Origin of the sequence: Novosphingobium resinovorum (genome assembly GCF_001742225.1) — a bacterium.
GTDB lineage: Bacteria > Pseudomonadota > Alphaproteobacteria > Sphingomonadales > Sphingomonadaceae > Novosphingobium > Novosphingobium resinovorum_A.
The window spans coordinates 2352907-2373178 of record NZ_CP017075.1 but is presented as its reverse complement, the minus strand read 5'-3'; the positions used below and the strand labels follow the sequence as shown (position 1 = coordinate 2373178).

Here is a 20272-nt window from a genome sequence, read left to right as displayed (position 1 = left end):
CGCGCATCGCCCTATGCCAGAAGGCCGCGAAATGAAGCATACGAGGTCCGCCACTTGTCCCTGACACTGCTTGCCGCCGCCGCCCAGGCGCCAAAGCCCATCTACTGGGTCGAACTCGGCCTCACGAACTACCTGTTCCGCATCGGCAGTTTCGAGCTGCGCTGGTACTCGCTAGCCTATCTGGCGGGGATCGTGCTGGGTTACTGGCACCTCAGCCGCATGATCCGCGAGCCCGGCGCCCCGCTGGCGCAGCGCCATGCCGACGATCTGTTCTTCTACTGCACCGTCGGCATCATCCTTGGCGGACGGCTCGGCTATGCAACCTTCTACACCGGCGGCGGCTCCGATATCCCGAGCCTATGGCTGCACCCGGCCGAACTGGTGAAGCTGTGGCACGGCGGCATGAGCTTCCATGGGGGCCTCATCGGCGTGATGCTGGCGATGGCCTGGGTTTCCTGGCGCAACCAGCTGAGCCTGATCCGCGTGGCGGATTTCGTGTCGGTCTGCGTGCCCTTCGGCATGCTGTTCGGCCGCCTCGCCAACTTCGTGAACGGCGAACTGTGGGGCCGCGTCGTCTCCGGGCCGCTGCCCTGGGCGATGGTCTTCCCCGACGCCGGACCGCTGCCGCGCCATCCGAGCCAGCTTTACGAAGCCGGGCTCGAGGGCCTGCTGATGATCATCGTCATGCTCACGCTCTACTGGAAGACCCGCGCGCGCTTCCGGCCCGGCCTGCTGGTCGGCGTCTTCACCACCGGCATCGCCTCGGCCCGGTTCATCGTCGAGTTCTTCCGCGAGCCTGACGCCCAGCTCCAGCGCTTCGCGCAGGTCACCGGCCTGTCGATGGGCCAGTGGCTGACGATCCCGCTGATCCTGCTCGGCCTGTTCCTGATCGCCCGCGCGCTGACCAAGCCCGAACTGTCCACCCGGCGTCCTATCGAGATAACCTGATGAGCGACGAAGCCGGGGGCGAAGACTCTCTGGCAGCCGTCTTCCGGCGGCTGATCGCCAATTACGGGCCGATTTCGCTCCAGCAGTACATGGGCGAATCGAACGCCCGCTATTACTCCGGCAAGGACCCGCTCGGCGGCGCGGGCGATTTCGTCACCGCGCCCGAAATCAGCCAGATGTTCGGCGAACTGATCGGCCTGTGGTTGACCGATATCTGGATGCGCGCGGGCGCTCCGGCGACGGTGCACTACGTCGAGCTGGGCCCCGGTCGTGGCACTCTCGCGCGCGATGCGCTGCGGGTTATGCGCAAGCAGGGACTGAGCCCCGAGGTCCATCTCGTCGAAGGCTCTGGGGCCCTGCGCGCCGAGCAGCGCAAGGCAGTGCCTGATGCGCAGTGGCACGCCGACATGGACAGCCTGCCCACTGACGGCCCGCTGCTGCTGGTCGGCAACGAGTTCCTCGATGCCCTCCCGGTGCGCCAGATGGTGAAGACGGCGGCAGGCTGGCGCGAGCGCATGGTCGGCCTCGAAGGCCACCGCTTCGTGCCGGTCGCCAGCGATCGTCCGATGGACGCCGCCGTGCCCGAGGCATGGCTCGAAGCGTCCGAGCAGACCCTGATCGAGACTTGCCCCGGCGCGGCCGCCGTGATCGACGAGATCGCCCGTCGCCTTCAGGGGCAGGGCGGGGCGGCGCTGCTGATCGACTACGGCTACGCCGAAAAGCGTACCGGTTCGACTCTGCAGGCGATCCGCGCGCATACGAAGGTCGATCCCTTCGCGCATCCGGGCGAAGCGGACCTTACCTGCCTCGTCGATTTCGCGACGATGGCCGAAGTCGCCGTCGCGGGCGGTGCGCGCCATCTCGGCACGGTGACGCAAGGAGCATTCCTGCGCGCGCTCGGCATCGAAACGCGCGCCGCGCAACTTTGCGCTGTTGCACCGCAACAATCTTCTGCCATAAACTCCGACAAGGATCGACTGATCGACGAGGGGCAGATGGGGCAATTGTTCAAGGTCATGGGGCTGGCCGCGCAGAGTTGGCCAAACGGCGCAGGCTTCTGATGAGTATGTCAGAACTGCACGGCGGCGCGAAATTCGCGCTCGAACGGATCGTGTTCTTTTCGGATGCGGTCTTTGCCATCGCCATCACCTTGCTGGTGCTCGAGATCGAGGTGCCGCATCTTCCCCCCGACGCACCGGTTCATGAATATTGGGCGGAATTGGGTAGGCTCATCCCCAATTTCCTGGCGTTCGTGCTCAGTTTCCTGGTGATCGGACGGTTCTGGCTGTCGCATCACCAGATATTCAGCCGGGTGACGCATTTCGACGTGGCGCTGGTCTGGCCGAACCTGCTCTACCTGCTGGCGATCGGCGTGATGCCCTTCACCACCGCATTCGTGGCGGCGGGGCACAATACCTTCGTCCCGGCGCTGTGCTACAACCTGAATCTGCTGCTGACCGGGATTCTGGCCTGGTTCCTGATGTTCTGGATCGAGCACAAGGGGCTGGCGGTGCCCGGTCCCGATAATCGCTACAGCGGTTCGCCCGGCGTGATCGCCGCTGCGGCGCTTGCGGTCGCGCTTGCTTTCGTCATTCCGCAGATCAGCCAGTTCGCGATGGTCACGCTGCCGCTGTGGCGCCTGGTATTTCACCGCAAGGGTGCCGCATGAGCAGTACCGTCAAGTCCATCGCGCCCGATCGGCTGGAGAAGCTGCTAGGGGCACTGGCGCTCGTCATGCTGGGTTTCGTCGGGGTCGCGGTGCTCAAGGGCATGTCCGAATGGGCGAACATTCCCGGCGTCATCTGGCTGCACTTGCTCACGATCGTCGTAGCTCTGGCGCTGACCCCGGTGCTGTTGTGGAAGCGGCGGGGGACGCCCGGCCATCGCGCGCTCGGTTATGCCTGGGCGGGGGCGATGTTCCTCACCGCCGTCGACAGCCTGTTCGTGACGACCAAGCCCGGCCATTTCAGCCTGATCCATATCCTTTCGGTCTTCACCATCGTGATGGTGCCGGTGCTGGTGCTCGCCGCGCGCAAGGGCAACGTCGCCCGCCATCGTCGCACGGTGCGCGGGCTGATCATCGGTGCGCTGCTGATCGCGGGTTTCTTCACCTTCCCGTTCGACCGGCTGCTGGGGCACTGGTTGTTCGGTTGAGGGGGAGCCACCCCGCCAGGGATTGCTCCGGTGAAAATTCTGTAATCGCAAGTCGTTCGTCGATGACGAATGTCGCTTGTCGATTGCAAACCGGCCGCTCACGGATAGTCTGGCATTGCCAAGCGGTTGCGCAGTCGGCTTCTCCTGCCGGGGCGTATCAACAGGGACACATCCGGGAGCACCATCGCCATGAGATTCGGCACCGTTCGTCGCGCCGTTCTGCTAGCCGCCGCCTCGCTGGCGCCGCTTTCCGTTTCGCCCGTGCTGGCGGCTCCCAAGGCCTCCGCTGCTCCGGCGCCCGCGAAGGGGCAAGTGCCGGTCGAATACCACAAGCTCGCCAACGGTCTGAAGGTAGTGATCTCGCCTGATCATTCGGTGCCTACCGCTACCGTCGGCGTGTATTACGGTATCGGCTTCCGTATCGAGCCGAAAGACCGCACCGGCTTCGCGCACCTGTTCGAGCACATGATGTTCCAGGGCTCGAAGAACCTGGGCAAGGCGGAATTCATCGGCCTCGTCAACGCCAACGGCGGCGTGCTCAACGGCTCCACCCGGTTCGATTTCACGAACTACTACGAGGCGATCCCCAGCAACACGACCGAGACGTTCCTGTGGGCCGAGGCAGACCGGATGAAGGGCCTCGACATCACGCAGGACAACCTGACCAACCAGCAGGGCGTGGTGAAGAACGAGGTCAAGGTCAACGTCATCAACCAGCCCTATGGCGGCTTCCCGTGGCTCGACCTGCCGCAGCTGGCGAATACGAACTGGTACAACGCGCATAATTTCTACGGCGATCTCAAGGAGATCGACGCAGCGACGCTGACCGACGTGCAGCAGTTCTTCAAGGATTACTACGCGCCCAACAACGCCGTGCTGGTCGTCGCGGGCGACGTCGATCCGAGGCAGGTCATGGCCTGGACCGAGAAGTATTTCGGGCCGATCCCGGCCTCGGGCGCGCTCAAGTTCCCCGATATTTCCGAGCCGCGCCAGACGGCGGAAAAGCGCTCCGAAAAGACCGACCCGCTCGCGCCGCAACCGGCGCTGGCATGGGCCTATCACGTCCCGCCCAAGAACACACCCGAGTGGGCGGCGATGCGGCTGATCGACCTCATGCTGATCCAGGGTGCGGACAGCCGGCTGACCCGGGTGCTGGTGAACCAGAAGGGCTATGCGGGCAATGTCTCGGGCGGCATCAACTGGCCGCTCGGCAGCGCCTACGACTACAACGGGCCGATGCTGTGGTCGGCGTTCCTGATTCACGGGCCGGAAGTGACTGACGACGCCATTCTCGCCGACATCGACGCGGTGGTGAAGGACTTGCAGGACACCCTCGTCACTCCGGCCGAGCTTGCCCGTGCCAAGACCAAGGCCCGCTCCGAGATCTACGATACCGTGGGCGATGGCTACCGCTTCGGGCTGGTCAACCTGCTCGCCAGCTTCGCGCTGTTCGACGACGATCCGGGGCGGATCAACCGGATGGAGGCGGAGATCGAGAAGGTCACGCCCGAACTGATCCGCAAGACCGCGCGCGAATACCTGCGTTCGACCAACCGTACCGTGATCAGCCTGAAGCCCGGCGCCGTCGCCGCGGCTCCGGCGGCCGCGAAGTGAGGGAGGGCATCATGATCCGGAATCTTCTCCTCTGCACCGCCGCGCTGGCGCTGACCGCCGCTCCTGCTTTGGCAAAGGAAGCGCCGCCCGCCCCGGCCGCGCCCAAACCCTTCGCTCTGCCGCCGCTGACCGAGTTCACGCTTGCCAACGGCATGAAGGTGACCATGGCGCAGCACGGCAACGTGCCGAAGGTCACGATCGTTGCCAGCGTACGCACCGGCAATATCGATGACGGCCAGAACGTTTGGCTCGCCGACCTCACCGGCGCCTTGATGCAGAAGGGCGCAGGGGGGCGCGACGCCTCGCAGTTGGCCGAGGCCGCCGCCGGGATGGGCGGTTCGCTGGCGCTTTCGACCGGCCTCGATTCCAGTTCGGCGATGATCGACGTGCTGGGGGAATCGACGCCTGATGCCGTCGCCCTCGTCGCCGACCTGCTCCAGCGCCCCGACTTCAAGGCCGAGGAACTGGAGAAGGTGCGCGCCGACATGCTGCGCAACCTGATGGTGGCCAAGTCCACCCCCGGCTCCATCGCGTCCGAGGCATTCTCGGCGGCGCTCTATCCCGAGCATCCCTATGGGCGCACGTTCCCGACGCCGCAGCAGCTGTCGGGCTACACGCTGGAGCAGATCAAGGCGTTCCATGCCGGCAACTTCGGCGCGGCGCGCACGCATCTCTATATCGTCGGCCGCTTCGACCCTACCACGGTGCGCGCGGCGGTCGAGAAAGCGTTCGGCGGCTGGGCGGCAGGCGCTGCACCCACCGCATTGCCCGTGCCCGCCGAGCCCGCGCCCAAGGTCGTGCTGATCGACCGGCCGGGCGCGCCGCAGTCGACCGTATGGATCGGCAAGCGGGTTGCCAAGCCCGGCTACGACATGGATTTCCGCGCCACCAACACGCTGCTGGGCGGCTATTTCTCCTCGCGCATTACCCGCAACATCCGCGAGGACAAGGGCTACACCTACTCGCCCAGCGCGTCGCTCTCGCAGCGGGTGCAGGGGGCGTTCTGGGTGGAGGACGCAGATATCACAGCCGAATCGACCGGGCCTGCGATCACCGAGATCTACAAGGAGATCCGGCGCATGCAGGACACTCTCCCCACCGATGCCGAAGTGCAGGGCATCCGCAATTACATGAACGGGACCTTCGTGCTGGGCCTGTCCTCGCGCGATGGGCTGGCGGGATCGCTGGCCAACCTCGATGTGCAAGGGCTGGGGGTGGACTACCTCAATGGCTACGTCGGCCGGGCGAGCGCGCTCAAGGCGGCGGATTTCCAGACCGCCGCGAAGCGCGAACTGTCGGTGGACAAGCTGAGCGTTGTGATCGTCGGACCGCTGGAGAGCGTGCGCCCGCAGCTTGAGAAAGTGCCGGAGATCGCGGCGAAGCTGCCGAAGAAGTAAGCGTCATGGCACACCGTCGTCCCGGGCTTGATCCGGGACCGGTGGCTGTCTTTAGGTGGGCGCTGCTGTGCCGGGCGCCCTGAACCTATGTGGGCTGGTCACGGCCAGCGGTCCCGGATCAAGTCCGGGACGACGTCATCTTGCCTTTTCCTCCAGCAGTGCGGGCGTGAGCACCTGAGGCAGCGTTTCGGCCCGGCCGTCGCGGCCGTACCAGACGTATAGGGGAACCCCCGCCGCGCCCTGTTCGGTGAGGTAGCGGGTGATCGCGGGATCGCGCCGGGTCCAGTCGCCGCGCAGCACCACGACTCCGGCCTTTTCGAAGGCGACGCGGGTGTCCTCGCGCTCGATCGCGGCGGCTTCGTTGACCTTGCAGGTGAGGCACCAGTCAGCGGTCATCCATACGAAGACCGGTTTGCCGCTGGCGCGTGCCTCTGCCAGTGCTTCGGGCGAGAAGGGTCTGGCCTTGATGATCGAGGCTTCCTCCTGCGCCTGCGGGCGCGGCTCGGGCATCGTCAGCACGCCGACCGCCAGTACTGCCAGCGTCGCGAAAGCGGGCATGAGCGCGCGTTTCCCAGAGCGTTGCGCGCGTCCAACGAGGCCGAGCAGGGCGAGCACCAACGCGGCCAGCGCGGCGACGTAGGCGAGCGACGCCGAGCCGCCGAGGCGCCAGATCAGCCACGCCAGCGCCAGTGCGGTCAACCCCATCGGCACTGCCATGACCCGCCGGAACGTCACCATCCATCGGCCCGGCCGGGGCAGGCGCGCGCGCAGGGCGGGCACGAAGGCGACGGCGAGGAACGGCAATGCGATGCCGAGGCCGAGCGCTGCGAACAGCGTCATCGCGGGCACGACCGGCAACAGCAGCGCCGCGCCCATCGCGCTCGCCATGAACGGGCCGGTGCAAGGCGTCGCGACGAATGCGGCGAGCAGGCCGGTCGCGAAGGCTCCCTGCGGAGAGCCTGCCGAGGCGAAGCCCGGGACGGAAAATTCGAACAGACCCAGCAGGTTGGCGGTGATGGCGACCGCCAGCGCGAAGAGCGCGACGACGACGACCGGCTCCTGCAGTTGGAACGCCCAGCCGACCTGCTCGCCGCCAGCCCGCAGCGCCAGCAGCGCCGCGCCGAGGCCGAGGCAGGCGAGGATCACGCCCGCCGCATAAGCCAGTCCCTCGATCCGCGCATGGGCTTCGCTCTCACCCGCGCGGGCGAGGCTGAGGGCTTTGAGCGAAAGGATCGGGAAGACGCAAGGCATCACGTTGAGCAGCAGTCCGCCCGCCAGAGCCGCCAGCAGCAGCCAGGGCAGGGCGGGGAGCTTGGGCGCTTCGCTTCCCGCCAGCATGGTGCCGCCGCTCGGCACCGGGCCGGGTCTGGCGGTGAGGGCGATGCCGTTGCCTGCGGCGTCGAGGCGCAGAACGGCGTCGATTCCTGCGGCATTCTGCGGGGCGAAGCGGGCGCGGGGGATCGTTACCAGCAGCATGTCGCCCTTGCGTGCGAAGGCTTGCGGAGCAGCATAGTCGATCAGTTTGTCCTGGCCGACGAAGAGGTGCGGGGCCTCCAGCGGCACCGACGCCGGGAGCGGGATGGCAAGGCGCAACGTCTTGTCATTCAACGCAAAAGCGGCCGGCGTATCGAGCGGCGCGGGCAGGCGCTGGGTCCACGTGTCGAAGCGCGGATCATGCGGCGCACCGGCCGCGATCTCGGCCGCGAGTTCGGCGCGTTCGGGGACGCAGATCTGTTCGGTGCAGGCCAGCCACTGGGCCTTCACGTGCACGGGAATCCGCCCTTTTCCGGCAGGAACCGTGACTGGGACCAGCACCGCGTACTCGCTTTCGTAGACGTGGTTCATCAGGCCCTGAACCACCAGCGTCTGCGGCACCGGATAGCGCGGCTGCCCCGTCTTCACGCCCTCGGGCACGTCCCACGACAGCTGCATCCCTAGGCCTGCATCGCCCGGATTGAGCCAGTATCCGTGCCACCCCGCCTCGGGCGTCATGCGGATGGCGAGGGTGGCTTTCCCGTCTTTCACCGGCCCGGCGAGCAGCTCCGCCGCGATATGCGTAGGGGCATGGGGGGGCGCCGCGCGGGCGGGCACCGAAGCGGCACCCAACAGGACCATAAAGGCACCCAGCAGCACCATGAGGTGACACAGAACTGTCACAGGCAGTCGGTAGCGGCGCTTTTGCATGGTGCTCCGTGAGGTTAGGCGAGTCTTGCGCCTGATCGACGATCGCGTCATCGCTGCATCTGCATCCAACGCTCGGACATTTCAAGGAACCTCCCCCGATGCGCCTCCCGCTCTCCTCGCTCGTTGTCGCTCTTGCGCTCGGCGCTTCCGCTCCCGTCTTCGCGCAGGAGGCCGCTCCGGCCCCGGCGGCACAGGCCGCTCCGCAGACCCCGCCCAGGCTGATTGTCGCGATCTCGGTCGACCAGTTCTCGGCCGACTTGTTCCAGCAGTATCGCGAGCGCTATTCGCAGGGCCTTAACCGCCTGCTGCAGGGCGCGGTGTTCCCCTCGGGCTTCCAATCGCATGCCGCGACCGAGACCTGCCCCGGCCACTCAACGTTGCTGACCGGTGTGCACCCCAACCGCACCGGCATCGTCGCCAACGACTGGTACGTTCCGGGCATCGCCCGCGCCGACAAGAAGGTCTATTGTTCCGAGGACGAGACCGACCCGAAGAGCAGCTCGGAAGATTCGGTCATCAAGCCGGACCACCTGATGGTGCCGACGCTGGGCGATCTGCTCAAGGCGAAGAACCCCAGGTCCCTCAACGCCGCCGTCTCGTTCAAGGACCGCGCGGTGGTGATGATGGGCGGCCACACCACCGATGCCGCCTACTGGATCAAGGGCAAGGGCTTCGTCACCTACGAGGATCGCAAGGTCTCCCCCGCCGTTGTCGCGGAAAACCAGGCGATCGCCGCCGCGGTCAATGCGGGCGCGCCCGAACTGCCGGTGCCGGGCTGGTGCGGCGGCGTCGACCATGCGATCCAGATGGGCGGCTTCACCATCGGCACGTATCGCTTCCCGCTGAAGGCCGGCGATTTCAAGGGCTTCTTCAACAGCCCGCGCACTGACGAGATGACCACCGACATGGCCATCCGCCTGCTCGACGAGATGCCGCTGGGCAAGGACGATGTGCCCGACGTGCTCTCGGTCAGCTATTCGGCCACCGACAAGGTCGGCCACGCCTACGGCAACGAGGGCGTCGAGATGTGCATCCAGATGAACGTTCTGGACCAGACCATCGGCAAGCTGCTGGGGGCGCTGGATGCGCGCGGGATCGACTATGCGGTCGTGCTCAGCGCTGACCATGGCGGCGCCGACGCGCCCGAGCGCATGAAGCTGCAGGGCGTGCCCGAGGCCAGCCGCCTCGACCCCTCGCTGACCGATGACGCGCTCTCCGCCTCGGTAGGCAAGGCGACCGGGATCACCGTGAAGGAAGGCCCGCTGCTCTACGGTGCGGGCGCTTCGGGCGACATCTGGCTGAACGCCGGGCTCACCGCAAAGCAGCGGCAGAAGGTCATCGCCGAACTGGTGTCGCAGCTGAAGGCCAACCCGCAGATCTCGGGCGTCTATACCGCCGAGGAACTGAAGAAGGTCAAGGTGCCCGCCGGTCACCCGCAGGACTGGACCGAGATCGAGCGCGTCGCCGCCTCGTTCTACCCCGGCCGCTCGGGCGAAGTGCTGATGATGACGAAGCGCGCCGTCGTGCCGGGCACCAAGCCCGTCCCCGGCTACACCGCCACCCACGGCAGCCCGTGGGACTACGACCGCCGCGTGCCGATGCTGTTCTGGCGGGGGGGGATGCCCTCCATGGAGCAGGCGCAGCCGGTCGAGACGGTGGACATCGCCCCGACCCTCGCCGCGCTGGTGGGCCTGAGCGAACCGGCGGGTACATGGGATGGAAGGTGCCTCGACATCTACGCCGGGGAGGCCGATAGCTGCTCGCGATGAGCGACTCGAATACGACTGGCACGGCGCCCGAAAGGCGCGATCTTATCATCCTGGGCGGCGGTCTCGTCGGCATGACGCTGGCGCTTGCCGCCGCCCGGGCGGGCATCACCGCCCACGTGGTCGACCGCGCCGATCCGGCCGATCTGGTGGCCGAGGGCGCGGACGGCCGCGCCTCGGCGATCTCGACCGCGAGCTGGAACCTGTTCACCAACATCGGCCTCGCGCCGGCGCTGGAGAAGCTGGGTTGCCCGATCGCCTCGATCGCGGTGACCGATGGCATGAAGCCCGGCCGCATCGACTTCACGCCCAAGGCCGAGGAAGGCACTTTGGGCCGCATGTTCGCCAACCGCGACTTGCGCATCGCGCTGTTCGATGCGGCGCGGCAGGAACCGAACATCGCCTGGCACGTGCGCACCGAAGCCGTGCGCAAGGATCGCGGCGCTCACGGCGTCGAGGTGGAACTCTCTGACGGCCAGGTTATCCGGGGCTCGCTGCTGATCGCGGCGGAAGGGCGCCAGTCGCCGACGCGCGACGAGGCTGGTTTCGCGCTGGCGAAGTGGGAATACCACCACCGCGCCTTCGTCACCGGGCTGTTCCACGAAAAGCCGCATGACGGCACCGCCTGGGAAATCTTCTACCCGGCCGGGCCGTTCGCGCTGCTGCCGCTGCTCGACGATGCACAGGGCCGCCACCGCAGCGCGCTGGTCTGGACCGTCGCGGAAAAGGATGCGGCGGGCGTCAGCGCCATGCCGGATGCGATGTTCGTGAACGAAGTGTTCGAGCGCATGCACGGCGTGTTCGGCAAGATCGAGCTGTCGGCCCCGCGCATGAGCTATCCCTTGCGCTTCCACCACGCCGGGCGCGTGGTCGAGGAGCGCCTCGCGGTGATCGGCGATGCTGCTCACGGCATGCACCCGATCGCCGGGCAGGGCCTGAACCTGGGCCTGCGCGATGTCGGCGCGCTGGTGGAAGTGCTGACAGACGGCATGCGCCTCGGCCTCGAACCCGGCGACGCGCAGATGCTGGCGCGCTATGAGAAGTGGCGCAGCCTCGACAGCCTGATGGTCATGGCCGCGACCGACGGGCTGACCCGCCTGTTCGGCATTCCCGGCCGCACGGCCAGCGCCGTGCGCCGCCTCGGAATGGGCGCGGTGCAGCGCACGCCGCTGCTCAAGCGCTTCTTCATGGACGAGGCGCGGGGCATGTCGGGCAAGCTGCCGGAGCTGCTGCAGGCGTAAGCGCGGCGATGCGCCACGTGCTGCCGCTCCCTTCATCATCCCCTTGAACCCCTTTCCGTCATTCCCGCCTTCGCGGGAATGACCAAGGTGTGGCGCAGCTCATTTGCGCTCGCACTTCTGCTTTCGCGCGCGGGCGGCGGGTGCGGTGACTTGTTCTCTTAGTCTATTCGGTCTAGTTGATAATCATTCGCAACTGGGAGTGATCATGACGAAACCGGCGGTCTATCAGGTCAGCGACTGGAGCGGCAGCAGCGGTGATCGCTGGGCAAGCAACCAGCGCCGCCTCGATGCGATGCTCGAGGTTTTCGGGGAGGCGGCAATCGCGGCAGCCGATCCTCGGGCTGGCGAGCATGTGCTCGACATCGGGTGCGGAGCGGGGGCGTCCAGCTTCGTATTGGCGAACCGCGTGGGCGCCGATGGCCGGGTGCTGGGCCTCGACATATCGCCGCAACTGATCGAGCGCGCGCGTGAACTGGGTGAGGGCGCGGTGGACTTCGCGCTGGACGACGCGGCCACGGCGGAGCTTGCCGTGCAGGCCTACGACCTGCTGTTTTCGCGCTTCGGAGTGATGTTCTTCGCCGATCCCGCCGCCGCCTTCACGCATATGCGAGCGGCCTTGAAAACCGGCGGAAGGCTGGCTTTCGTGTGCTGGCGCGGCGCGGCCGAGAACGACTGGGTGCGGCTGCCGATGGGCGCCATCCGGGACATTCTGCCGCCGCCGCCCGCGCCCGACCCGGAAGCGCCCGGTCCGTTCTCCTTCGGCGATGCGGCACGGGTGGAGCGTCTGCTGGTCGAGGCAGGCTTCACCGGCATTGCGATAGCCCCCTTCGACGCCGAAATCCCCTTCGGCGAAGGTCCCTCTCGCGAGGCTGCGATCGACGATGCGGTGCAGATGGCCTTCGAGGTCGGCCCGCTTTCGCGCGCGCTGGCCGATCAGGACGAAACCGTGCGCGCCCGCTGCGCATCCGCCGTCCACGCCGCCTTCGCCGCGCGCCCCGGCGAGCGCTCGGTCATGATCGACGGCGCGGCATGGATCGTCACCGCGCGCAATCCGGGCTAGCCTGCGGGAAGTGGATACTGCCGTGGCTGTCCGGGCCGGCGCCGCTTCGCGCGCTCGGCAAGCCGGGAATCCCGCGTCGAACCACGCATTTGGGCCGCCCGGACCCGCAAAGCAGAATCCACCGCGCCGCGATCGCAAAACGGGATAAGTCGCGGTCGTTCCCTACGCAATCGGCCATTATCGCGAACGCCTGCACCTAGAACACAAGGGGTCAAAGCAGGAGAACGCAATGAACATGCAATCGCTGCTGGGGCAGGATGCGCCGCAGGATCTGCTGGGCACGCAAGTCTGCTGCGTCGTCAACTTCGCGGCGCGAAATATCGCGGGCTTCTGCTCCGAAGTGCTGATCCTCGGCGCGCCGGGAGAGGGGCGGGACGTGATCGTCGTCACTCCGCGTTCGGTGGTCGAAAACGGCGCGGCGCTGTTCTGAGGGTATGGGCCGGTGCCGCGAAATTTGCCTCCAGCGAATTTCCAAACGATCTCGGACTGCAAAAAAATGGCCCGGAACGCTGGGGGTTCCGGGCCGAGTGGGAGGGTTTCCGCTGAGGCGGTCTCCCGCCGTCAGAACTCGAAGTTGAGCCGGGCGTAGTAGTAGCCGCCCTGCCAGGGCACGACGCCATCGACGTAAGTGCGGCCGTTGGTGTCGTCGATGCGGTTGACGTCCGGATAGTTGTCGAAGATGTCGCGCGCGCCCAGCGTCAGGGTCAGGCGCTCCATTAGCGGCATCGAGACTTCGGCGTCGAACAGGGTCTCGGTGCCGTACTTCTGGATCGCATGGCTCGCCGCCGTCGTCTGGCGCGACCACGGCCCGAAGAAGTTGGCGCGCAGCATGACGGAGACGGGGCCGATCTGCTGGTTGATCGTGGCATTGGCCCGCCACTTCGGATCGTTGTGCTCGAAGTTGTAGAGCGTCGTGGAATCGAAGCTGACGGTCGAAACCAGAACCTTGTCCACCTTTTAGGAATTGGTGTTGAAGGCCGCCGTCAGGTTGGTGGAGCCGATGTCCAGCCAGTCGGCGCGGTAGGAGGCCACCACGTCGAGGCCCTCGGTCGTGGAATCGATGGCGTTCTGGTAGAACTGGATGCGGTCGATCGAATCCGCGCCGACGATCCCGGCATCGACCATCGCCTGCTTGATCGCGCTCGTCACCACGATCTGCGAGCAGGTGTAGAGCTGGTCGTAGAGCTTGATGCGATAGGCATCGACCGTCAGCGTGAAGTTCGGCGCCGGGGTCAGCGTGAAGCCCACGGAGTGGTTCTTCGACCGCTCGGGCTTCAGGGGATTGGCGCCCAGATACTGCGCCACCGCGTTCGAGGTCGGGTAGAGGCCGACGTTGAGCTGGACGCCGCCGACGGTCTGGATCGAGGTCTGCGTCATGTTGATCTGCCCGGCTGTGGGGGCGCGGAAGCCGGTGCCGATCGACCCGCGCAGGCCCAGCCAGTCAGTCAGGTTGTAGCGCGTCGCCGCCTTCCAAACGAGCTTGCTGCCGAACATCCGGTAGTTCTCGAAGCGGGTGGCGAGGTCGAGGAACCAACGGTCGGTGATGTCACTGGTAACTTCGCCGTAAAGCGACTTGTTGTTCGTCGTCCAGCGTCCGGAAGCGGCGGGCGAGATGCCGGTGATGCCGTTCGAGCCGGGCTGGAGCACGTTATACACCGGGTCGCTGGCGCTGGTGCAGTTGATGCCCTGGTTCGTGGGCGCATTGGCGGTCAGCGTACCTGCGCGCCGCCGTGGCGACATGGGCGAGGTCGGACACGATCTATGACCTACGCGCAAGGGGGCAGCGGCACTCCGCAGTTGGAGTCCTGATGCTGAACCGACCGGGCCGCGCACAGACGAAGAAGCACCGCCCGACGCTCCCCGTTGCGCGCCAGTTCGCGCCCTGGCTCGACGAGGCGATGGAGCGCGAGAACTACCTGCCAGTCTCCACGATCAAGCATGGATGGAACGCCATGCGCCTGCACCTCGGGTTGCCGGGCGATGCCGAGGCTGGCGAGAAGCTGGTGTGTCGCAGCGTCGCGACGATCTGCCGCCGCACCATTGGTGAGGCGAATTGGGTTCAGGGCAAGATGATGCTCGGGCACAACAAGTCTGAGATTTCGGACATCTACGCGGTGCCAGACCCGGCCAACCTCGGCCTAGCGTTGGCAGCGACAGAATCGCTGATAGACGAGATTGAAAAGCGTGTTCCGGGAGCGTTTTACCGCGCCGTTACCGCGCTAAAGAGCTATGCGCCCCGCATTGAAGGTGGTATAAAACGTGAGATTTCTGCCGATTTAAAGGCTGGAGCGGGTGAAGGGAATCGAACCCTCGTATTCAGCTTGGGAAGCTGCTGCTCTACCATTGAGCTACACCCGCAAACCGGCGAAATTCCGTCAGTTCGGTTGATCGGCTGATTCCGGTTTTACAACTAGTCCGTTCAACCGTTTCGCCCCTGCCACAAGCCGCTCGGTCCGGTCAACATAATGATGCCGAATACGTTTGACCGGAACCGGTCGAAGGACCGCCTCTTCACCCAGAGGGCCGAGTGCCAGACGGTTGTGATCGACGCGACCTATCTCAAGGCCCACCGCACGGCTTGCGGCTTGCGGCTTTCGGGTAAAGGGGGATTTGGGCGCCTGATCGGACGGGCCAGGGGGCATGAATATCAAGTTTCACGCCCTTACCGATGCCAATGATCGCTCCTTGAGCTTTCTCATCACGGCCTGCCCGACGACTTGCCGAAGCCTTTACGAAGGTGGTGCGCTTACGTGACGGAAAAAGTGGTGCCGCTTACGTGACTCGAACACGTGACCCCATCATTACGAATGATGTGCTCTACCAACTGAGCTAAAGCGGCATGCCTTGCAGGCAGGCGCGGCGTTTACATGCGGACGGCGCTCCGTGCAATCGCATTTCGCGCATTTTTTTCACCAATCCGGAAACCGCTGATTTGCCGGATAAATGGTGGGCGGTGAGGGGCTCGAACCCCCGACCCTCTCGGTGTAAACGAGAGGAAGCCACTATTTACCCGCGATTTCCGTCCTTTTCTAGAAGAACGGAGCGTGATTCAATGGAGAACGAACGAGCACAGAGTGTCCATTCTGTGTCCACCGCCTCGGCCGGTCAGCTGCATCAGTGCGCCAAGTGCGATGACACTGGGTACAAGGATCACGCGGGCTTCTCTGTAGACCCATGCCCTCACGATGACCAGCCGACGGCGCTGGAGCGGGCGATCATCGACGCCATGGCAGGCAAGCACCTCGTGACCGCTGGTGAGATCGCCGCGGCCATCGTGGCGGCTGAGACGGCTATCGCGGGGGATGGTGGCGCCACCACAGCCGAGCACCCGAACGCGCAGGACTACCGCAACCGGGCCGAGCGCGCCGAGGCTGAGTGCGCGGAGTTGCGGGCGGCACTGGCCACGGTCGACCGGGATGCGCGTCCCGACAACTGGGATGACGAGCCGGGCGCGCATGCCGATGCGTGGCGCTTGCTCGATAAGGCGCTGGGCAAGTGAAGCTCGGCGCCAAGACGGCGGGCATCGTGATCGATGCGTGGAAGCTGGAGATCTTTCGCCGCCATCTCGACGGCGCCAACTTCTCGCACACCCAGCATCCCGGCCTGTCCGAAGGCACGCTCATCCTCAAGGTCAAGGCCGATCGCGTCGCCCGCCTGCAGCGGGTCGTCGAGAGGGCGCAGTTGGAGTGCAGGTCCACCCCACCCACCACCAAACGAGAGGAGAGTTGAGGATGGATGAGAACCCCTACCGCATTCAAGGCCCGGCGGTCATCTCCGTCTCGTTCGGACGCACCTCGGCCTACATGCTCAAGCAGATCATCGACGCGCATGGCGGAAAGCTGCCCGATGACGTACATGTGGTGTTCTGCAACACCGGCGCTGAACTGGAGGAGACGCTTCGCTTCGGCTACGAATGCGGCGTCCGCTGGGGCGTCAATATCCGATGGCTCGAATGGCGAGACCGCCGGAAGCGTACTCCTGTAGAGCAGCGTTTCGAGGAAGTCGGTTTCAACAGTGCGGCCCGTCATGGCGAGCCCTTCGAAGCACTCATCCGCTCCAAGAAATCGGTGCCCAACATGAACTCGCGGTGGTGTACGCAGCACCTCAAAGTTCAGGTGTGCGCGGATTTCATGACGAGCCTCGGTTACACGCACTGGCTTAACGTGATTGGCCTCCGCGCCGACGAACTCCGGCGCGTGGTCAAGAAGGACAGGCAGAACGAGGAGGCGAAAGACCCTTGGGCCAACGTCATGCCCATGGTCCAAGCGCGGGATACCAAGGCGGACGTTCGCCGGTTCTGGTTCGGCAACATGAAGCCGATCGATGCCGTTCAAATTCAGCGTGACTTCGGGCCTACTGCCGCCGCCACGTTGCCGCAGGGTTTCGATCTTGGCTTGGACGAATGGGAGGGCAACTGCACCTTCTGCTTCGCGCTGGGCTACAACGTGCTCTTGCACCGCATCCGCCGCAGGCCGGAAATCACGTTGTGGCCATCGAAGATGGAACGCCTCGTCGGAGGCACCTTCACCACCGAATACAGCTACGCCGACCTCGAGAAAGCGGCGCTGACCAGCCCGCTCCTCGACCTTGGCGACAACTTCAACAGCGACGCCGAGTGCGGCGTCGGCGGGTCGGACAGTTCGATCCGATGCGGAAGGAGGGCGGCATGAACCGCGATGAGTTCGCAGCGAAGATCACTGAACTTGCGGAACAGGCGTACCGTCAAGTGGCTACCGCGCCTCAGGAAAGTGAGGAAAGGGCGGTCTGGTCGCGCGTCTTCATGGCGCTCAACCAAGCTGAGAGGGAGTTATCGGAATGACTGCCGCCACACCGAGCGAGGCGGGCTTCTGGATTTGCCGCCTCGATCCCGCCCTCAACCCCGCCGACGCAGAGGGAGGGAGAGCGACACGCCTCGCATAGAGGCGTAGCATCGGGTTCCGACTCAGGAGCCTGCCATGGACTCGATCGAACACCTCCGCCACGCCACCGAAGAAGACGCCAGCGCGGCTGTTGCTGCTGCTGGTGTTTCCCTCCCGATTGAGCAAGTCGCGACGCTGGCCACAGTGCTTACCGGAATGGTGGGCGGCCCCGTTACCGGTGACGACATTGAGCGGGCACTTGAAGGTTCGTACGTCGCGCTTCCGCTCGATAGTCCCGCCGCGGTGCTCGAAGCGTTGCAGCGCGTCCTCGACATCTGGATGGGCGAGAACGAGGACACCTAGACGGGCGGTGCGGCGGCCTGGCGCAACACCCGCAACGACGCGCGAGCATGGTTGAGCATGATGTTACGCCAATAGGGCGTTGCTTTCTCCCACGGGTCCCATTCAGTGTGCGTGTCGCTGGTTTCGTACGTCTGCCACATCGCCTCGGCCATCTGCTCGATCAGCGCCTCTTCGTCATTCGCAGTGCAGATCCGGCAGGTCATCGTGATCGATCCTGGAATATGCTCCCGACTGCAGCGGGGCTGCGCACCTGCAGATTGTCGAAGCGCGCATGGATGACGGCAACCGCTGCCTCTTGGGCGCGCCGGGCTTTGTCCTGGTCCTTCACGAGCATGTCGCGCTGCACTGATCGCGGGATCTGCTGGACGCCCCGCACGATCTCGAATCGGACCTGATCGGCGCTCAAGATCTGCGGGAACGGATCGCTGGGAGTGCCCATCGCACAAACTCCATATGAGAACAAATATGGAACATGCTATGATCCAGCGATGATGATTCGCACAGAGGATTTTTCGATGACCAGCTTACCCAAGCTCGATGATGTCAGGATCAACGTCCAAGACGCACCGGCGGAGCCAGCGGCGTTCGGACGCTGGGTGCTGGAGCAGACTGAGCGCGGCGGCTTCCTCGGCGCGCTGGCGAAGGCCGCGAAGGCCGATCGCGGGTTTCCGAAGGATGGAGATCCGGAAGCGGTGCGGAAGCGCCTGAGCGCCCAAGGCGCCGACCCTGACATGCATGAGGCGCTCGATGACGCGGAACTGGACTGGGCGGCGCTGTGAGCGCCGAGCTTCACTCCTTCCCTCGCGAGGGCTTCCTACTGGGCTCGAACCATTGCGGCATCCCGAGCGAGGACAAGCGCTCGCTGTGCCTGCGCCCGCGCGGACATGCGGGCGAGCATAAGATGGTACCTTGGGAGGGGTTTAGAGTCCGGTCGCCGTGGAACGATGGCACGAGCATCCCTTTCCGCGGCTTTGCCAGCTGATGCGCGGCTACTGTTTGGCGGGATCGCTTGAGACCGCTCGCGCCTCCGCATCGTGCGCGCGGATCGCTTCGACCTTCGCCGCGCACTTCTCGAATCCATCCTTGTAGGCGTTGCGGCTGGTGACGATGTCGCCGGTCGTGACCAGGTCCACATCCTTCACCGTGCACCGCTCCATCAACCCGGCCGGAATACCATCGTAAGCGAGCGGCGGCGCAGACGCGACTTCACTTCTTGTCGAGCAAGCGGCGCAGGTCAGCAGGGATAGGGCGAGACAGATATTCGCGGACTTCGGCATTTTCATCCCTCAACTTCTGGAGTTGCGCGGCGTTCGCGGCGTTCTGGCCCTCGATCAGCGTCAGCTTGTCCTGCAGCAACAGCGTGTTGCGCTGCTCCGCGTCGCGCAGCTGGTCGCGACGCTTCATGTAGATGACCCACCCTTTGTTCGCATCGGCGAGGGCAGTGATCTGCGTGGCCTGCGTGGAGATCTGGTCGTCCTGCCGCTGGATATGCAGCCAGGCGACGATGAGGGCGCCGACGCCGCAGACAGCGAGCACCCCGATCATCCCGAAGATCTCGGATCGGAACTTTGCGAACAGCACACTCACGGCTGGTCTCCTTGGTTTCCGTTGCCCCCGGTGATGCGCTCCTCGGTATTGGCGCGCAGCTTGATCCCCAGCTTCTCGTACACCAGCCGCTCCAGCAGCCGGATCGACACGTTTGCGCCGAGCCAGCCGAAGATGCCCACGGCCGGAGCCGACCACAGCGGATCGAGCCCGATCGCGCGGCAGATCAGCATGACGATGAACCCGACGAATCCGGACGATGCCGCCTCGACGAAGGCGCGACGCCCGCTCAGCTCGTTGCCCTTGTCGTGCTCGCGCATGGTGTAACCCAGCAGGCCGCCGATAGCCGCCAGCGCCGTATAGCCGAGCGCGGTGAGCCAGTCGGACAGGGAGAAGTTTTCCACCTGGTTACTTGCTCCCGTAGAGCGCAGCCTCGTCGGCGCGCCGGTTCTTGAGGCCGGTCATCGGCTTGCCGTCATTGTAGATCCACTTGCCGAACTGGCCCTGCGCCCCGGCGAAGTCGCCGGCCTTGTGGAGCTTGCCGAGCGTCGAGGACGTGATCTTGCCCGTGTTGTAGTGGAACGAGACGAGCGCATCGAACTGGTTCTGGGTCGTGGGCGAGCTGCCGAGGAAGGCGGCGACCTCATTGACGTAGCTGACGATGTCCACGTCGAATCGGGCGTCGCACTGAGCTTGCGTCCACACGACGCCCTTTTTGACGTCCGTGCCGGTCGAGCCCCAGCCAATCGTCCATGGTTTCCCGTCCGCGCTGCCGGGGTCGGGATAGGCGGCGTAAGTGCCGTCGGCGAGGCGCTTGGCACACCCCTCCCACTTCTTGATGAGGGCGCTGCCGGGCACGCCGAGCTTGCGGGCGGTCGACGGAGCCGCCGGGGCGGGAGCAACGGGCTCCGGCGCCACCTCGCCGCGCAGGCCGCCGGTCGACAGGTCGATCGCCGTGTCGAGCTTATCGACCTCCGCCTGTGTGAAGGATCGGCCGAGCATGATTCGGACGGCGTCGAAGATGGGCTTGCGGATCAGCGTCGACATTTCCCGAGCCTTTCTTTCTGTATTTCGGAGACGAAAGCGCAGGCGATGCCGAGCAGCAGAGGCAGCCATGCTGGAACAGCCATGCACAGGTCAG

At 65.5% G+C, this 20272-nt stretch carries 25 protein-coding genes, 2 tRNA genes and 1 pseudogene; 17 read left to right on the top strand and 11 right to left on the bottom strand.

What is annotated here, in order from left to right; genetic code table 11:
- Window positions 1–54: 54 nt before the first annotated feature.
- The 6 genes from lgt (at window position 55) to BES08_RS11180 (ending at window position 6113) form a co-directional block, all read left to right on the top strand.
- Window positions 55–948, top strand: coding sequence for a prolipoprotein diacylglyceryl transferase (gene lgt, locus BES08_RS11205; protein ID WP_069708319.1), 894 nt, complete (start codon window positions 55–57; stop codon window positions 946–948).
- A complete protein-coding gene (locus tag BES08_RS11200; protein WP_069708318.1) occupies window positions 948–2009 on the top strand; it encodes a class I SAM-dependent methyltransferase in 1062 nt (353 codons plus the stop codon). Before lgt ends, BES08_RS11200 begins: the two co-directional genes overlap by 1 nt.
- Window positions 1985–2617 carry a TMEM175 family protein gene (locus BES08_RS11195; RefSeq protein ID WP_231957953.1) on the top strand — a complete coding sequence of 211 codons (633 nt, stop codon included), beginning with the start codon at window positions 1985–1987 and terminating at the stop codon, window positions 2615–2617. Before BES08_RS11200 ends, BES08_RS11195 begins: the two co-directional genes overlap by 25 nt.
- Window positions 2614–3102 (top strand): DUF2306 domain-containing protein, encoded by a 489-nt coding sequence (locus tag BES08_RS11190; RefSeq protein WP_036526931.1) that lies wholly within the window; start codon window positions 2614–2616, stop codon window positions 3100–3102. Before BES08_RS11195 ends, BES08_RS11190 begins: the two co-directional genes overlap by 4 nt.
- 189 nt (window positions 3103–3291) lie before the next feature.
- Window positions 3292–4716, top strand: coding sequence for a M16 family metallopeptidase (locus BES08_RS11185; protein WP_069708316.1), 1425 nt, complete (start codon window positions 3292–3294; stop codon window positions 4714–4716).
- Window positions 4717–4727: 11 nt separating this feature from the next.
- Window positions 4728–6113 carry a M16 family metallopeptidase gene (locus BES08_RS11180; RefSeq protein ID WP_069708315.1) on the top strand — a complete coding sequence of 462 codons (1386 nt, stop codon included), beginning with the start codon at window positions 4728–4730 and terminating at the stop codon, window positions 6111–6113.
- 135 nt (window positions 6114–6248) lie between these two features.
- Here the strand turns inward: BES08_RS11180 and BES08_RS11175 are convergent, their stop codons facing one another.
- Complete coding sequence (locus BES08_RS11175; protein WP_069708314.1) at window positions 6249–8297, bottom strand: protein-disulfide reductase DsbD family protein; 2049 nt, start codon at window positions 8295–8297, stop codon at window positions 6249–6251.
- Window positions 8298–8395: 98 nt separating this feature from the next.
- Between BES08_RS11175 and BES08_RS11170 the strand changes: the two genes are divergently transcribed.
- The 4 genes from BES08_RS11170 (at window position 8396) to BES08_RS11155 (ending at window position 12794) form a co-directional block, all read left to right on the top strand.
- Window positions 8396–10066 carry an alkaline phosphatase family protein gene (locus BES08_RS11170; RefSeq protein ID WP_008829700.1) on the top strand — a complete coding sequence of 557 codons (1671 nt, stop codon included), beginning with the start codon at window positions 8396–8398 and terminating at the stop codon, window positions 10064–10066.
- Complete coding sequence (locus tag BES08_RS11165; protein ID WP_008829699.1) at window positions 10063–11304, top strand: FAD-dependent monooxygenase; 1242 nt, start codon at window positions 10063–10065, stop codon at window positions 11302–11304. The genes BES08_RS11170 and BES08_RS11165 overlap by 4 nt, the downstream gene beginning before the upstream one ends.
- 205 nt (window positions 11305–11509) lie before the next feature.
- A complete protein-coding gene (locus tag BES08_RS11160; protein WP_069708313.1) occupies window positions 11510–12364 on the top strand; it encodes a class I SAM-dependent methyltransferase in 855 nt (284 codons plus the stop codon).
- Window positions 12365–12593: 229 nt separating this feature from the next.
- Window positions 12594–12794, top strand: coding sequence for a secretion chaperone CsaA (locus BES08_RS11155; protein ID WP_008829697.1), 201 nt, complete (start codon window positions 12594–12596; stop codon window positions 12792–12794).
- Window positions 12795–12925: 131 nt separating this feature from the next.
- Here the strand turns inward: BES08_RS11155 and BES08_RS11150 are convergent, their stop codons facing one another.
- The 3 genes from BES08_RS11150 to BES08_RS11140 all read right to left on the bottom strand — a co-directional run bounded on the left by BES08_RS11150 (window position 12926) and on the right by BES08_RS11140 (window position 14722).
- Window positions 12926–13318: a TonB-dependent receptor gene (locus tag BES08_RS11150; protein ID WP_069708312.1), complete on the bottom strand. Its 393-nt coding sequence runs from the start codon at window positions 13316–13318 to the stop codon at window positions 12926–12928.
- A 3-nt stretch (window positions 13319–13321) separates the two neighbouring features.
- Window positions 13322–14104, bottom strand: coding sequence for a TonB-dependent receptor plug domain-containing protein (locus BES08_RS11145; RefSeq protein WP_069708311.1), 783 nt, complete (start codon window positions 14102–14104; stop codon window positions 13322–13324).
- 544 nt (window positions 14105–14648) lie between these two features.
- Window positions 14649–14722, bottom strand: a tRNA-Gly gene (locus BES08_RS11140).
- A 167-nt stretch (window positions 14723–14889) separates the two neighbouring features.
- Between BES08_RS11140 and BES08_RS33960 the strand changes: the two are divergent.
- A pseudogene (locus BES08_RS33960) lies at window positions 14890–15070 on the top strand (IS5 family transposase); the annotation flags it as partial.
- Between the two features lie 57 nt (window positions 15071–15127).
- On the opposite strand, the gene BES08_RS11135 reads toward BES08_RS33960, so the two are convergent.
- Window positions 15128–15203: transfer RNA gene (locus BES08_RS11135), tRNA-Thr, on the bottom strand.
- Window positions 15204–15416: 213 nt separating this feature from the next.
- On the opposite strand from BES08_RS11135, the gene BES08_RS11125 reads away from it, so the two are divergent.
- The 5 genes from BES08_RS11125 (at window position 15417) to BES08_RS11110 (ending at window position 17586) form a co-directional block, all read left to right on the top strand.
- Window positions 15417–15863: a hypothetical protein gene (locus BES08_RS11125; protein ID WP_069708310.1), complete on the top strand. Its 447-nt coding sequence runs from the start codon at window positions 15417–15419 to the stop codon at window positions 15861–15863.
- Window positions 15860–16093 carry a hypothetical protein gene (locus BES08_RS11120; protein WP_069708309.1) on the top strand — a complete coding sequence of 78 codons (234 nt, stop codon included), beginning with the start codon at window positions 15860–15862 and terminating at the stop codon, window positions 16091–16093. The genes BES08_RS11125 and BES08_RS11120 overlap by 4 nt, the downstream gene beginning before the upstream one ends.
- Window positions 16094–16095: 2 nt before the next feature.
- A complete protein-coding gene (locus BES08_RS11115) occupies window positions 16096–17034 on the top strand; it encodes an adenine nucleotide alpha hydrolase family protein (RefSeq protein ID WP_069708308.1) in 939 nt (312 codons plus the stop codon).
- Window positions 17031–17183 (top strand): hypothetical protein, encoded by a 153-nt coding sequence (locus tag BES08_RS32830; protein WP_156799843.1) that lies wholly within the window; start codon window positions 17031–17033, stop codon window positions 17181–17183. The genes BES08_RS11115 and BES08_RS32830 overlap by 4 nt, the downstream gene beginning before the upstream one ends.
- 136 nt (window positions 17184–17319) lie before the next feature.
- Complete coding sequence (locus tag BES08_RS11110; protein ID WP_069708307.1) at window positions 17320–17586, top strand: hypothetical protein; 267 nt, start codon at window positions 17320–17322, stop codon at window positions 17584–17586.
- Here the strand turns inward: BES08_RS11110 and BES08_RS11105 are convergent.
- A complete protein-coding gene (locus BES08_RS11105; RefSeq protein WP_069708306.1) occupies window positions 17583–17789 on the bottom strand; it encodes a hypothetical protein in 207 nt (68 codons plus the stop codon). The genes BES08_RS11110 and BES08_RS11105 overlap by 4 nt on opposite strands.
- Complete coding sequence (locus BES08_RS11100) at window positions 17786–18025, bottom strand: hypothetical protein (protein WP_069708305.1); 240 nt, start codon at window positions 18023–18025, stop codon at window positions 17786–17788. The genes BES08_RS11105 and BES08_RS11100 overlap by 4 nt, the downstream gene beginning before the upstream one ends.
- A 76-nt stretch (window positions 18026–18101) precedes the next feature.
- Between BES08_RS11100 and BES08_RS11095 the strand changes: the two genes are divergently transcribed.
- A complete protein-coding gene (locus BES08_RS11095; RefSeq protein ID WP_083274752.1) occupies window positions 18102–18365 on the top strand; it encodes a hypothetical protein in 264 nt (87 codons plus the stop codon).
- A gap of 210 nt (window positions 18366–18575) precedes the next feature.
- Here BES08_RS11095 and lysC read toward each other — a convergent pair whose 3' ends face one another.
- From lysC to BES08_RS11080, 4 genes are read right to left on the bottom strand one after another with little or no spacing between them, the layout of a single operon-like run.
- Window positions 18576–18863 carry an Rz1-like lysis system protein LysC gene (gene lysC / locus BES08_RS33955; protein WP_231957952.1) on the bottom strand — a complete coding sequence of 96 codons (288 nt, stop codon included), beginning with the start codon at window positions 18861–18863 and terminating at the stop codon, window positions 18576–18578.
- A complete protein-coding gene (locus tag BES08_RS11090; protein ID WP_069708304.1) occupies window positions 18793–19173 on the bottom strand; it encodes a hypothetical protein in 381 nt (126 codons plus the stop codon). Before BES08_RS11090 ends, lysC begins: the two co-directional genes overlap by 71 nt.
- Window positions 19170–19535, bottom strand: coding sequence for a phage holin family protein (locus BES08_RS11085; protein ID WP_069708303.1), 366 nt, complete (start codon window positions 19533–19535; stop codon window positions 19170–19172). Before BES08_RS11085 ends, BES08_RS11090 begins: the two co-directional genes overlap by 4 nt.
- 4 nt (window positions 19536–19539) lie before the next feature.
- Window positions 19540–20178 carry a lysozyme gene (locus BES08_RS11080; RefSeq protein WP_231957951.1) on the bottom strand — a complete coding sequence of 213 codons (639 nt, stop codon included), beginning with the start codon at window positions 20176–20178 and terminating at the stop codon, window positions 19540–19542.
- Window positions 20179–20272: the final 94 nt, after the last annotated feature.